The 14,362-nt window shown below is 35.7% G+C and carries 11 protein-coding genes and 1 tRNA gene; 3 read left to right on the top strand and 9 right to left on the bottom strand.

Annotated features, from left to right (window positions below):
* The first annotated feature begins 25 nt into the window (after positions 1 to 25).
* Together RT261_RS01400 and RT261_RS01395 are read left to right on the top strand one after the other, a co-directional pair.
* Entirely contained in the window at positions 26 to 2,515 is a 2,490-nt protein-coding gene (locus tag RT261_RS01400) for a bifunctional diguanylate cyclase/phosphodiesterase (protein WP_313128405.1), read from the top strand.
* Positions 2,516 to 2,757: 242 nt separating this feature from the next.
* Positions 2,758 to 2,828: transfer RNA gene (locus RT261_RS01395), tRNA-Trp, on the top strand.
* 33 nt (positions 2,829 to 2,861) lie between these two features.
* On the opposite strand, the gene RT261_RS01390 is transcribed toward RT261_RS01395, so the two are convergent.
* The gene (locus tag RT261_RS01390) at positions 2,862 to 3,401 is read right to left on the bottom strand and encodes a rubrerythrin family protein (RefSeq protein ID WP_313128402.1); all 540 of its coding nucleotides are present in this window, start codon (positions 3,399 to 3,401) and stop codon (positions 2,862 to 2,864) included.
* Positions 3,402 to 3,660: 259 nt separating this feature from the next.
* Here RT261_RS01390 and RT261_RS01385 point away from each other — a divergent pair, with 259 nt between their 5' ends.
* Positions 3,661 to 3,822 carry a hypothetical protein gene (locus tag RT261_RS01385; protein WP_313128399.1) on the top strand — a complete coding sequence of 54 codons (162 nt, stop codon included), beginning with the start codon at positions 3,661 to 3,663 and terminating at the stop codon, positions 3,820 to 3,822.
* Between the two features lie 144 nt (positions 3,823 to 3,966).
* Here the strand turns inward: RT261_RS01385 and RT261_RS01380 are convergent, their stop codons facing one another.
* The 8 genes from RT261_RS01380 to RT261_RS01345 all read right to left on the bottom strand — a co-directional run.
* A complete protein-coding gene (locus RT261_RS01380) occupies positions 3,967 to 4,407 on the bottom strand; it encodes a hypothetical protein (RefSeq protein WP_313128397.1) in 441 nt (146 codons plus the stop codon).
* Between the two features lie 29 nt (positions 4,408 to 4,436).
* The gene (radA, locus tag RT261_RS01375; RefSeq protein WP_313128394.1) at positions 4,437 to 5,789 is read right to left on the bottom strand and encodes a DNA repair protein RadA; all 1,353 of its coding nucleotides are present in this window, start codon (positions 5,787 to 5,789) and stop codon (positions 4,437 to 4,439) included.
* A 209-nt stretch (positions 5,790 to 5,998) separates the two neighbouring features.
* Complete coding sequence (locus RT261_RS01370) at positions 5,999 to 6,412, bottom strand: endosialidase (RefSeq protein WP_313128392.1); 414 nt, start codon at positions 6,410 to 6,412, stop codon at positions 5,999 to 6,001.
* 183 nt (positions 6,413 to 6,595) lie between these two features.
* Entirely contained in the window at positions 6,596 to 9,040 is a 2,445-nt protein-coding gene (locus RT261_RS01365; RefSeq protein ID WP_313128389.1) for an ATP-dependent Clp protease ATP-binding subunit, read from the bottom strand.
* Positions 9,041 to 9,232: 192 nt separating this feature from the next.
* Entirely contained in the window at positions 9,233 to 10,267 is a 1,035-nt protein-coding gene (locus tag RT261_RS01360) for a protein arginine kinase (RefSeq protein WP_313128387.1), read from the bottom strand.
* Positions 10,260 to 10,802, bottom strand: a complete 543-nt coding sequence (locus RT261_RS01355) for a UvrB/UvrC motif-containing protein (protein ID WP_313128384.1) — start codon at positions 10,800 to 10,802, stop codon at positions 10,260 to 10,262. Before RT261_RS01355 ends, RT261_RS01360 begins: the two co-directional genes overlap by 8 nt.
* 15 nt (positions 10,803 to 10,817) lie before the next feature.
* Positions 10,818 to 11,207, bottom strand: a complete 390-nt coding sequence (locus tag RT261_RS01350) for a GntR family transcriptional regulator (RefSeq protein WP_313128382.1) — start codon at positions 11,205 to 11,207, stop codon at positions 10,818 to 10,820.
* Positions 11,208 to 11,503: 296 nt separating this feature from the next.
* Positions 11,504 to 14,362: SH3 domain-containing protein (locus RT261_RS01345; protein ID WP_313128378.1), on the bottom strand; the 2,859-nt coding region annotated here is incomplete at its 5' end.

Here is a 14,362-nt window from a genome sequence, read left to right as displayed (position 1 = left end):
AAAAATTCTACGAAAGAAGATTCCTATGTCAATTAAAAATACCTTTAGAAAAACTTTAATATTGTTTTCCATAGTTCCCATTATTATTGTTGCTGTTGTAGCTTATTATTTTATTACAAGAAAACTTATAACCGTAACTACAAATAATTTACAACAACTTGCTGAAACCAACAGTAATGGTTTGGATGCATTAATTGAAACACAGAGAACGGAAGTGGACCTTCTTTCTATTCAAAATGAATTATATCATTTTACTTCCCTGAGCAACACATCTTCCTTAGTAAACACTTCTTTTTTCAAGGATGCTTATGAAGATGTCTATGAATTATTGCAGCAGCGCAGTAAACTGAATCCTTCCTGTGAAAAGATTACCGTCTATAATGCCAGCAAAGAAGTAGTAGCCAGTTCAAAAGAAGAGTATGTAGGTCTGGATGCATCAGATAGTTTGACCCTTTCCTACATCCGTGAAACCGGTAGAACTGCTTATGGTGTAAGCGGTCTTATTAAGCATGTAGATGAGAATAATAACACAGATTATTATATTGAGATTGGTTCCGCCATCTTAGGAAAATCTCCGGATGATCTTCCTGTTATCGGCTATGTGGTAAGTACTATCAGCATATCCTATTTTAATGATTTTCTTAAATCTATTGAAATGGGCCATACCGGCTTTGGTCAGGTTCTCGATAAAAACGGGAAAATAGTGTATCATCCAAACGCAGATTCAATCGGAAGAGATGTTAATTCAGATAAATTAAGCAAAATTATTAATAATTACTATTCCGGTTCTATATCCAAAAGCGGCACCTTTAATTTATATCATAGTGGTTCTGAGAAGATTTACGGTTATAGTGTAATACCAAAGCTAAACTGGGTTCTTGTTGTACAGCAGAATGTTTCCGAAATAATCGATTTGGCAAACATTATTATATATGTGCTTGCTATGACTATGATTGTTTTAATGATCTTAGTAATCGCCGTAAGCTCCTCCATATCTAAGGCATTTACCGATCCTATAATCGAATTAAAAGATGTTATGATGGCTGCCGCAGGAGGAAACCTTGAGATTCAGTCTAATATCCGGCTAAAAAATGAATTAGGCGAGCTATCCAGAATATTCAATAAAATGCTTCATATTATCAGAGGTAATTATAACGATTTATCTGCAATGCACGAAGAACTGCTCACCAATGAGGAAGAACTTAGAGATAATTATGAACATATTGAATACTTGGCGTACCATGATGTGCTGACTAAACTTCCCAATAAGATGTCATTCATCGAAAAAGTAAGTAAGATTCTGGAGGCCTCAGGGGAAACCGAACAAATACATGCTATTTATTTTGTGGATCTGGATAATTTTAAAACTATTAATGATACCCTTGGTCATGATTACGGTGATCAGTTATTGGAACAGACCGCAGAACAGTTAGTTAATATGGCAGGACCAAATGATATTATAGCAAGAGCCGGAGGAGATGAATTCCTGCTTTTCCGTAAAAATTTACGTTCCAGAGAAGATGCCGGAGATTTTGCAGCAATGGTTATCGATTCTTTTAAAGACCCTTTTAATTTAAATGGTGAAATTGCTCATGTTTCCATGAGTATGGGTATTGCTTTATACCCTCATAATGGTGATCATATTAACGCCTTAATTAAAAATGCAGATATTGCAATGTACAGATCGAAAGATACCGGTAAGAACAAATTCACTATGTTTTGCCGTAACATGGAAGAGGAATTAAGTCGAAATGCACTGATTCTTGATATTTTACGAAATGCCATCCACAGTAAAGAAGTCTATGTTAAGTATCAGCCTCAGTATAATATTAGTACCAATACAATAACCGGTTTTGAAGCATTAATGAGAATTAATAATTCTAAATTAGGCAATATTTCACCTGCTGAATTTATACCAATTGCTGAAGAAAGTGGATTAATTATCGGGTTAGGAGAATGGATTTTAAGAGAAGCCTGCAGTTTTAATAAGAGTTTACTAGATCAAGGTTTTGCTCCTTGTATTGTATCGGTGAATATATCCACTGTCCAAATTAACCACCCGGAATTTGTGAATATGGTGGACAGCGTACTAAAAGAAACCAATTTACCTCCTGAATATCTGGAACTTGAAATAACAGAAAGCACTTTAGTTTCCTCCCTAATTGATGCCACTATTTTATTAAGTAATCTGCAAGATTTAGGTGTACATGTGTCCTTAGATGATTTTGGAACCGGATATTCCTCTTTGAATTATCTTACAACCATACCAATTAATACATTAAAGATAGATAAGTCTTTCATAGATAATATTAGTAAGAATGATAAAGATGCCTGTATAGCAGATGCAATTATTCAGCTTGCACATAGCATCCAGGTAGATGTAATTGCTGAAGGTGTTGAACACGAAGAACAGTTAATTGTCTTAAAGAAAAAGAATTGTGACATTGTACAGGGTTACATATTTAGCAAACCTTTATTACCATCTGCCCTTATAAATTTATTAAAGAGTAAATAGCAGTAAAAAGCATAGAAAAGGGGTGTGGTAAAATGAATATTTCATACCGGCTGCGGATTGTAGTATACTATCATTCTACTCTTCCATATCCGGTATGCCTATTCTATTTTACTACAGCCCTTTTTTCTTTGCCCATTTTAAAATAATTTTATATATTAGAAAATAATTATTCCAAAAAAGTTTGATTATTTTCTTGACAATTTAAACAATCCAGTGTAAGATATAAAGGCAGTTGAAAATCTAGGGGATTGGTCAAATGGTATGACAAGGGTCTCCAAAACCTTTAGTGGGAGTTCGATTCTCTCATCCCCTGTTTACACTATCCAATTGGATAGTGTTTTTTTTGTTAACTATTTGGAGAATATACTTGATAATACCCTTGTGGATATCCACATATTGGACATATCTCCGGAGCGCATAATCCTCCCATAATATTACCGCAGTTGGTACAGATCCATAATGTTTCCTCCGGTTTACAAAATACCTGATCCCGCTCAATTAAAGATGCGAAGTACCGGAATGTCACTTCCATATTCATTTCAATATTTGCAATTCCATCAAATAATGCTGCAATATTATTAAAACCTTCTTCTCTGGCTACTTCAGCGTATTGCCGATATAATACACTTCCTTCATTCTCTTCTGAAGTAGATGCTTCTATGAGATTGGTTAATGTATCCGGCAATTGATAATTATTCAGTAATCTTAAAAAAACCACAGCATGTTCTCGTTCATGATGAGTTGCAATATCAAATATATTTCCAATTTGTATAAATCCTTCCTGTCGGGCTTGCTGAGCATATATTGAAAACTTTGTACCAGAAATTGCTTCTTCGTCAAAAGCGTTTTGCAAATTTGTATATGTCCTGCTTTGCTGAAAATCCATAATTATACCATGCTCCTTTCAAAGTCAGGTTGAAAAAATTTACAACCTTTGAAAGAATTTCAACCATTGAAAGGATTTCAACCTTTGAAAGTATGAAATTCTTTCCAACCTTTCTCCTCAAATCTATATACCTATTATTTGTTATATCTTATGATTTTCATTTATTTTTTATGTTATAAGGATTTCATAAGTCAATTCTAATTATTTTGTAATACATGATTTGTTCTGTTTTGGTTAAACTATCATTGAGGTGATAATTATGTCATATGTTGCTCCAGCATTAAGGGAAAAATTCGAAACCCTTTCAACAGATTTACAGGATGTTATCTTAGAAAGAAATGTTCAGTTATATACAATTCATGACTTAATTCATGTTTTGGAAGAAATTGTGTCCGAGGAAGAAACTCAGCCCCAAACATAAAATATATAGGGATAGGGAAACTTCCTATGCTTAAGAAAACAAGGTTTAAACTAAATAATAAGCTGTCATTCTGATTGTAGAAATTCAGAACAACTGAATTTACCTCAGAATGACAGCTTATTGTTTCTTACTTAATCTAAGTTTTTATTTATTAGCTGCCCGATTATATTTTAATTTGCATTTGATAACATCAATGATTTCTCTCTGATTTGCTATTTCATGCTCTATGTCTCTGGAAACTTGATTGGAAATATTGGCAGCTTCCAAAATAGGTTTCATTATCTCTTTTAATTGGCATCTTCTTGTTTGGTTTTTTTCCAATGAATTAAATTTGTGTAAAGAACTCTCTTTGGACTCAATCTCTTCTGTTTCTATCCCTTTTTCTTCCCCATTAGATTGCAGTACTTCTATAGATTGAATGCCTTCCTTGATTATATTTAGTAACATATCCGAGCTATTTATTGCATCATAGGCTTTCATTTCTATGATAAGCTGGCTGGCCTCTAATTGATCTAATATTGATTTTAAGCTATGAAAATATTCTTTAGAACCTTCCTTTACTGTTTGTGTATGTAATGCCCCCACAACGTTTCCTCCCTTGGTAATATAGATATCTATTTTAACAGGTTTAAAATCTCCCGGATATTTCTGATACCGATTAATTTAATCTTAGGATTTTTGATAGTTTCTTTATTCACCTGAGGTAATATACAAGTCTCATACCCCAGCTTAGCTGCCTCTAAAGCCCTCTGTTCCGGCATATTAACCGCTCTTACCTCTCCCGTTAAGCCAACCTCTCCAAAACATATAGTTTTGCTGTCTAGCTCTTTATTCTTATAGCTGGACAGTATGGCAAGCACAATGGCTAAATCAAGAGCGGGTTCATATATTCTCATTCCACCGGCAACATTGATATATGCATCCATACCGGACATATGAACACCAAGTCGTTTTTCTATTACTGCCATTAGCAGATTCACTCTGTTGTAATCCGTTCCTGCTGCTGTTCTTCTTGGCATATTAAAGTTTGTCTGGCAGATAAGAGCCTGAACCTCCACTAAAATAGTTCTGGTGCCTTCTAAGGATGCTGCTACTACAGATCCCGGTTCTCCCTCCGGCTTCCCCTGCAGCATATATTCAGAAGGATTACTTACCTCTGCCAAGCCTTCATTTCTCATTTCAAATACACCAATTTCATTGGTGGAACCGAAACGATTTTTCACTGCACGAAGGATACGATAAGAAGCAGAATTATCTCCTTCAAAATATAATACCGTATCTACCATATGTTCCAATACTCTGGGACCTGCAACTACACCTTCTTTGGTAACATGTCCTACAATAAAGATGGATATGCCTAAACCTTTTCCGATTCTCATTAGGGTTCCTGTTGTTTCCCTCACCTGACTTACACTGCCCGGCGCTGCACCTATTTCTTCTTTAAACATGGTTTGAATCGAGTCAATGATTACGACCTCCGGAGATAATTTCTGGATAGTATCATCGATACGGTCTAAATTGGTTTCACTCAGTAAAAGCAGTTCACCTTCAAATTTACCCAATCTTTCTGCACGCAATTTAATTTGTTTTAAGGATTCTTCACCGGAAATGTATAATATTTTATGTCCTTTGGCTGATAATTCACGGCACATCTGTAAGAGTAAAGTAGATTTACCGATACCCGGATCCCCTCCTACCAATACTAAAGAGCCAGTAACAATCCCGCCTCCCAGCACTCTATCGAATTCCCCGATTCCAGTGTTTATTCTTTCCTCTTGTGTTGTTGTAACTTCTGATAATAACTCAGGTTCCGGATACTTTATACCAGTATTAGAATATATTGTTTTTTTCGCTACCGGTTCTTCTACAAAGGTATCCCACTGTTTACATCCGGGGCATTGTCCCATCCATTTGGTGGTTTCATATCCGCATTCTTTACAGTAGAATACCGTCTTACTTTTTGCCATAGTTATCTCCCGTTTCTTAGGGTGCATCCGAAAACTGCTTATCCCAAGCTGGGTCTTGAGTTTTTAGACACGCCTTGACTTCCTAGTGTTTTTACAAATTAATTCCATTGTTATTAATATATATCTAAAATACGTCTTGTGTCAATAAAAAAGGAACTGTTTGGGGCAATTATAGCTCCAAACAGTTCCAAAATCCTTATACAGGATATTTAAAGTTTTACTACCCTTACTTCTGAACGTTGATTTGCGCCTAATTCCACACTAAGCACCAATTTACCGCCTAGATTCGTTTTCATCTTTCCTATATTGGTGTCATCAATATACACTTTATACTCTTTCTCTGCTTCAAGCTCTAAAGTAATTTGTGTATCCTCAAAACCTTCTACAGCGAAATTAACTTCTCTATCAGTTATACTTAAGTTCTTTACTGCGGTTCCCGGAACGGATTCATAAACGAACAGACCATTCTTCTCAAGCTTAGTAATTTCCTTAAATGTTTTAACTTTGTAAAGATCTCCTGCATGTTCAAAATCAGATACTTTTGATTTTTCCCCAAGGGTGTAATTGCCAAAACTTATTGTCCCATTACCTTCTTCGCGAATTAATTCTTCGATAACTGCCATCCTTAAACCCTCCTAGTTTCATTAAATACTTATTAAGTCCTCACATTTTTGAATGGAACATTTGTTATTATGTTCTTTGAACGGGTCCTATGAACAGATTCAGAAAATAAGTTCACAGAACAGGTTCGTAGAACCTAATCATATTATACAATATTTTGCTGACATTATCTATAAAGAAATAAATTATTTTCTCGAAATTTTAATTTCCTTGTCGACAAGGGTAACCTTAGCTGTATCACCGCTTTTAATGTTTCCATCCAATACTTCTTCTGCAAGCTTATCTTCAATATTACTTTGTATTGCTCTTCTAAGAGGTCTTGCACCGAACTTCTCATCAAATCCCACATCGGAAATATGATCAATGATTTCCTCCTGAAGATCTAAATAAATATTCATTTGCTGTTCAGATCTCTTGGTAATGGATTTTAACATAATTTTGACGATGCTCTTAATATTTTCTTTGGTCAAGGAGTGGAAAACAATTATTTCATCAATTCTATTAATGAATTCAGGTTTAAAGATTCGTTTTACTTCATCCATAACTCCCTCTTTCATTTTCTTATAATCTTCTTTTTCATCAACTACAGAGGCAAATCCTAATCGTTTTGGCGAAATAATATTTTGTGCACCTGCATTGGAGGTCATAATAATAATAGTATTCTTAAAGCTCACTCTTCTTCCCTGGGCATCTGTAATGTGTCCGTCATCTAATACCTGAAGTAAAATATTAAATACATCGGGATGGGCTTTTTCTACTTCATCAAATAAAATTACGGAATAAGGGTTTTGTCTTACTTTTTCACTAAGCTGTCCCCCCTCATCATAGCCAACATATCCCGGCGGTGATCCAATGAGTTTTGACACACTATGCTTTTCCATATATTCTGACATATCTACACGAATCATCGAGTTCTCACTGCCAAACATAGCTTCTGCCAATGCTTTGGAAAGTTCTGTCTTACCCACACCGGTTGGTCCAAGGAATAAGAAAGAGCCAATTGGTCTGTTGGGATCTTTTAGTCCTACACGTCCTCTTCGAATAGCTTTAGAAACAGCATTGACAGCTTCTTCCTGACCAATTACTCTTTCATGTAAGATATTCTCTAAGTTTCTTAATCTTTCTGTTTCTTCTTCCGCTAATTTCTTAACTGGTATCTTAGTCCAGCTGGAAATAATATCGGCAATTTCATTCTCACCAACTACCAATTCACTTGCCTGTTTTTCTTTCTCAGTCTGTACCTTTAACATATTAATTTTATTCGTGATTTCTTCCTGTTGTTTTTTAATCTCACCGGCTTTTTCATAAGCTTCCGCTTTAATTGCTTCTTCTTTTTCTCCATCCAGCTTCTCTAATTCCTGTTCCAATTCTTTTACCTCAGGAGAAGTAATAAAACTGCTTAACCGTACTTTAGAAGCAGCTTCATCCATTAAGTCAATGGCTTTGTCAGGAAGATAACGGTCATTGATATATCTGCTGGACATTTTAACCGCCGCTATTAAGGCTTCATCCGTTATCTTTACTTTATGATGGGCTTCATAACTGTCTCTTAAGCCTTTTAATATCTGAATCGCTTCCTCTTCGGAAGGTTCTTCTACCACAACCGGTTGGAAACGGCGTTCCAAAGCTGCATCTTTTTCAATATACTTACGGTATTCTTCTCTGGTGGTTGCACCGATTAGCTGCAATTCACCTCTGGCTAAAGAAGGTTTTAGTATATTAGAGGCATCAATAGCACCTTCTGCACCTCCCGCGCCAATAATGGTATGAATTTCATCGATAAACAATAATACATTGCCATCATTCATTACTTCACTTATTACTTTTTTAATACGTTCCTCGAATTCACCTCTGTATTTAGATCCGGCAACCATTCCGGATAAATCTAAGGTTAATACTCTTTTATCCTTGATAATCTCAGGTATATTGCCTTCTACAATTTTAATTGCAAGACCTTCTGCAATAGCTGTTTTACCAACACCTGGCTCACCAACTAAGCATGGATTATTCTTAGTTCTTCTGCTTAGAATCTGAATTACACGCTGAATTTCATTTTCCCTTCCAATAACCGGGTCTAATTTTCCTTCCCTTGCATACTCTGTTAAATCCCTGCTGTATTGATCCAGAGTAGGTGTATTGGATTTGGCTTTTGATTTGTTCTTATTAGCAGCATACTCATTCTTTGCGGCGCCCATATCTGCTCCAACTGCAGTTAAAATGTCGATATACAGTTTTTGAATATTAATTCCCAATGTATTTAGTAAGCGTACCGCGATACAATCGGATTCTTTTAGTAATGCAATTAGAATATGTTCCGTACCAACTAATTGGGCTTTCAGACGCATGGCCTCTCTATAACTTTGGTCAAGAATACGTTTTGATCTTGGTGTAAATCCGTCTACCTCCAATACTTCCGTGGAAGAACTGGGAGCAATTAGTTGATTTACCAATTCTATTACTTTATCCTTCTCTACACCATTTTTCTCTAAAACTTTTGATGCCACACCATCTGCTTCCAACAATCCAATTAGCAGATGTTCTGTTCCCACATAATTATGAGACAGTTTATATGCAGTTTCTGTAGCAGCTGTTATGGCTGCTTTTGCATTTTCAGTAAACTTATCGTTCATAGTAATCCTCCATACTTCCAATGCCTGCGGATTTAGGCGCAAGCACAATATTTGTAAAGCGAATTGTTTCATAATTCATTTTATGAAATGATCTTGATTTTTTCGCTTTTTTTATCTGTTTATGACCATTTGGTCACGGCAGTTCTTATAACTATCAGACCGCTATTCCTGTCTGCTAAACCGCACCTATTTCTATACTATATTGGGCAGCTTCTGACGAATATAGTCTGCTCTAAATTTATCTCTTTGAGTGCAGCTGATTGCTTTGTCTAATTGGTATTGTAAATTACCCGGCTGTATTTCCATCATTAATTCATGTACATTGTAATTCTGACCAACATGAATCAATTCCATGTCTATACCAAGTTTTAGCTGAGCCAGCAAAGACATTGCATCGGAAGAAGAGACCTGCTTTGCATATTTTAATATACCATAGGAACGATAAACTTTGTCCTCCAGCTCATCATAACTGTTGATAAGCAAATATTCTCTCTGTTTTCTTTCCTGTCTCATTACTTGTTCTACAATTCCATTTAATTTTTCAATAATTTCTTTTTCGGTACTTCCCAATGTCTTTTGATTGGATATCTGATATATACTTCCAAAGCTCTTAGAAGCTTCACCATAAGTACCTCGCAATGCAATTCCGTATTTGCCCAATTCTTCAGCTAGTTTTGCAATTCTGCCGGCTACAGTAAGAGCTGGTAAAAACACCATATAAGAAGCTCTCATACCGGTTCCTACGTTGGTAGGGCAAGAGGTTAAATATCCATACTTCTCAGAAAAAGCATAATCAAATAGTTCATTGGCAATGTCATCAACCAGATTTGCTGTTTTAAACGCTTCCCCTATGTTCATTCCACCTGTAACAGACTGAATACGTAAATGATCTTCTTCATTAATCATAATACTTACCTTTTCATCTTCAGATAGAATTAATCCGGTACTTTGCTCCTTCTCTACTAAAAGAGGGCTTATTACATGTCTTTCCACCATGGCTGTTTTATCAATTTCAGAAAGTACATTTACATTACAGGAATTATATCTATTATCGGTTTGTGTTTCTAAAACTTTACCTGCTTCTCTTACTTCCTGTACCAATTGATTTGCCTGTTGGTCATTCAGCTTGATAGAAAACGGGTATTTTTTTAAATTACGTGCAAGTCTGACTCTGCTGGAGATAACAACATCGCTGTTCTTAGCTGCTTCTTTATACCACTTAAGCATTGCCTATCTCCTCCTTCTTTAATTCACGAATCCGGTCTCTTAGCCTTACAGCTTCCTCAAATTCTTCTTTTTCAACTGCATCCTGTAATTGGATGGTTAATTTATCTATTTCAGAAAGTTCTTTTACAAGCTTTTCTGTATTGGTTTCAAAGTTTTTTGGTTTCTTTCCCGTATGGGTATCCGCCCCTTGAATACTTTTAATACTATTATCCAGCATGGCTTGAAATTTTTCATAACATCTTTCACATCCGAATCTGCCGATTTTCATAAATTCAGAATAGGTCATACCGCAATTGTCGCAATGCAATTCCTTTTCCACACTGCCTTTTCCCTGGGCTGTTCCGCCATAATTACCTAATATGGTAGACAATAAACTGCCTAGGGTCAATTCCTGATTCATTATAGGTGTTCCCATTTGAAAAGATGTATATTCAGTAGCACATTCCTCGCATAAATGCTGTTCTGTTTTTTCTCCATTGATGATTTCCGTATAATATACCCGCGCCTCATTCTTTTTGCATTTGTCGCATAACATAATAATTACCTCCTTTCAATCATCATCGCTACTATTAATTACAAACTCACAAAATATTTCATCTATAATTTCATGAATCTCTTTACAAGAAATATTTTTGCATACTGCTTTGGCAAGAATAACTTTCAATTCGTTACTTAACTCTTCCATTGCTTTCAATTTATTTGTATCAACGGAGATTACGGTGCCCCTTCTCCGGTCAAGTTTCACATAACCTTCTTGCTTTAATATGGTATATGCCTTATTCACTGTATGCATGTTGATTCCAATATCGTCAGCTAAATCTCTTACGGAAGGCAGATTATCTCCTTCGCGAATCTCTGCACACGCAATACCAAATATGATTTGATTGCGTAATTGGATATATAAGGCTTCCTCGCTATTAAAATCAATTGATAGGAACAATTCATCCACCTCCTAGTTATATTTGTTATATACATACTATAACACTCTTTGTCATTTGTCAATATTTTTATTATTCTAATAGTATTATCTTAAATAATTGAATTATTGATTGAATTATTATATGAATACTAATCTCTCATTAAAATCTTACTAAAAAACCACAACATATATGACTTTATTAAGAGTAAGAAAGCCAGTAAATGAATTCATTTACCAGCTTTCTTATGTTTATAATATTTTTCCTATTGTTAATTTTTCTATTACATAAAGTTATTCATAATTTTTTATAACATTACTTATCCTTTACGATAAATATTTACTATGTACTGTCTCATATCTCCATTTTCTGCAGTTACTGCAATGATAACGGTATTGTTGCCAATCTGTAATGGATAGGTTCCTGTACCTGTTACGACAGCACTTTTATTAACTGCCTGTGCAGAGACTACTACAAAATCCACTGAATTCTCGACTTCCATATTATATGACTGTTCTAAGGAAGAATTAAAGGTTGGTGTTAACTTATAACCTTCAATATTTAAAGTCTTTAACCAGTTATTTGGATTATAAGACTTGACTGGTATCGGTGCTGGAGCTGCCGGCATGTTGTTAAATACCGGGATAGAGAAGGCAATGGGCTCATTCATCATACCACTGTATGCAGTATAAGTTTTCTTTGCTTCTGCCGCAGGTGCCTCTATATTAGCCATATACTGGTGTGAAAAAGTCGAGTCCGGTGTTACATTAAATTTTTGTAAATATATAGTGTCCTGTCCTCTGCTGATATAATTTCGACCTATATGATAGGCGCCTCCTGCAATGGCATCATACGGGTTATCCCAAGGTATACGGTACAAAGCATTTAGTTCTGCACTGGTGGTTCCGTCTTTGGCATATTTTAATCCATTGGCTACCGCTCCTCCTGGAGCTGTACTGTGATATGCACCAATATTATAAAAATTATATAAACCTTCCAAACCAGAAACAGTGCCGGATACACTTGTGCTTAAAGAAGTCGGCCCTGTAACAACCTCCTGCTTTACTCTGGTTGCCAGATGATAAGGGCTGACACCGGAATACAACGCTGCTTTCACAAAGGTTTCCCCATAGGTAATGGTTTCTTGTACACCATATTCATTTATGAAAGTATAAGATTTATTATACAGTGGTGTATTATATAGTATTCCTTCTACACCAGTGACATTCTGATATTCACTCTTATATTTCAAAAGTTCAAATTGAAAGATTCCCTTGTCATTTAGGAAGTTTCTGGGATCCATATAATAAGCAATGGCTTCTTTAGATGCATTCACCCATGTACTTCCATCAAAAGGAATGAAAGTATCTTTATTCCAATCATAGGCACCCTTCTCTATGGATTTCCACTCTATGCTTTTGCCGTTGGAAATTAAGCTGGCTCCCAGTGTGCTTTCCTTTTCTATGGCAGTATTCCAATCAATACCTGTATGATAAGCTTCAAATATCCAGGATGGATACTGTCTGTGTAATTCCCGAAGAAGCGGCTTGTAGTTTTCAGGGAAACCCTGATTATTCATTTCCTGTTCAAACTCTTGTTCCGTCAGGCCTCCCCCAGCCGGTGTCGTAGGTGTTGGTGTTGGTGTTACCCCAGGACCATCCGTTTGTCCTAATTTTATTTGTTCCGCTTTTACATATCCATAATATACATTACCTTTATATTCAACGGATAAAAACATCCATGGAATGGTATCCGCAAGATAGGAACTGTACATGGTTACTTTTTGATTCACCGTTAGTATAATTGGAGTATAGCTTAAATCATATTGATAGTTACTATAGGGATCCTGATATAAATAAGTATCTGAAACAGCAATGTATCCATCAGCAGGATATGTAATATTTAAATAATCTATCTGTGTGGGAGTTGGTGTTGCTGTAGGGGTTGGCGTCACCGTTGGCGTTGGTGTTACCGTTGGTGTTGGCGTTACTGTTGGTGTAGGTGTGGGCGTTACCGCTGGCGTCGTTACACCCTTAAACAATACCTGATCTGCCGGAATGTACCCGCTATAGTCTACTCCGCTTACAGGAAAGTTGATTGCAAACCACTTTTTCCCGTTCTTGTCGTTTACTTCTTTGGTAATGGTTATAGATTTACCCTTATTTAAAGATACTGTTTTTCCGCTTACCTTATAAGTTAAATATTTATGAGAGTCTCCTGCACCGGTTCTTATTTTAACCGCGGAACTGCTGTTAACTTTGGCATCTACTGTATCTTTTAAAGTGAGCTTAACATAGTCACTTAGAACATATCCTATATAAGTTTTATTACTTATCTTAAAAGTAATGCGGTACCATTTTCCATCTTTTATTTTTTCATTTAATACCGTTACTTTTGTATTCTTTGGAATAGTAGTTACTTTGGTACTCTTAGTTGTGGGTTCTTTACGCACATTTAAATTACTAGTTGTAACTGCAGCAGGTATCTCATAACTTGCACCGGCTACTTTTTCCCCGCCCGATGAGGTATTTCTGCTGGAACCTTCTTCTTTCTGGTTGTTTGGTTCCTTTGTGGGAGTCGTAATAAGATTCTTAGTATTAAACAATACTTGGTTACTTAAAATATACCCGCTATATTCTACACCGCTTACAACAAAATCAATTCCGAACCACTTTTTTCCATCCTTTGTAACTTCTTTCTTTACAACAACAGCCTTGTTATTTTTTAAGGTAACTGTCTTACCACTTACTTTATATGTTAAATAGGCTGCGCTGTTCCCCGCCGCTTTTTTTATTTTTACGTCTGAACTGCTATTCACTTTTGCGTTATAGACGGAATCAAAACCAATCTTAACATAATCACTTAAGACATATCCTACTATGGTTTTTTTATCTTTCACAACGGATATACGGTACCATTTTCCATTATTTGTTTCTTCATTTAAAATGGTTACTTTTGTATTCTTTGATAAGGAAGTTAGCTTTTTAGCAGATGTTGAAGCCTTTTCACGAACATTCAAATCTGTACCTGTTATCGTTCCGGGTATTTTAAAATCCGAATCTTTTGTAGTAACTTCCGTTTCCTTTCCAGAATTGGAAGATTGGGCTTTTTCTAACTTAATATAGTCGGCCATAACATAACCGTTGGATGATTTATTATTAAATTTGAAGGATATTTT

The organism is Anaerocolumna sp., from assembly GCF_032079385.1.
Classification (GTDB): Bacteria; Bacillota; Clostridia; order Lachnospirales; family Lachnospiraceae; genus Anaerocolumna.
Note: the sequence above shows the minus strand (reverse complement) of the source record. Positions and strands in the feature narration are given on the sequence as shown.

Coding starts and splice junctions, on each gene's coding strand:
- RT261_RS01400 (WP_313128405.1), top strand. CDS start 26: ATGTCAATTAAAAATACCTTTAGAAAAACTTTAATATTGTTTTCCATA.
- RT261_RS01390 (WP_313128402.1), bottom strand. CDS start 3,401: ATGGATTTTCAGCAAAGCAGGACATATACAAATTTGCAAAACGCTTTT.
- RT261_RS01385 (WP_313128399.1), top strand. CDS start 3,661: ATGTCATATGTTGCTCCAGCATTAAGGGAAAAATTCGAAACCCTTTCA.
- radA (WP_313128394.1), bottom strand. CDS start 5,789: ATGGCAAAAAGTAAGACGGTATTCTACTGTAAAGAATGCGGATATGAA.
- RT261_RS01370 (WP_313128392.1), bottom strand. CDS start 6,412: ATGGCAGTTATCGAAGAATTAATTCGCGAAGAAGGTAATGGGACAATA.
- RT261_RS01365 (WP_313128389.1), bottom strand. CDS start 9,040: ATGAACGATAAGTTTACTGAAAATGCAAAAGCAGCCATAACAGCTGCT.
- RT261_RS01360 (WP_313128387.1), bottom strand. CDS start 10,267: ATGCTTAAGTGGTATAAAGAAGCAGCTAAGAACAGCGATGTTGTTATC.
- RT261_RS01355 (WP_313128384.1), bottom strand. CDS start 10,802: ATGTTATGCGACAAATGCAAAAAGAATGAGGCGCGGGTATATTATACG.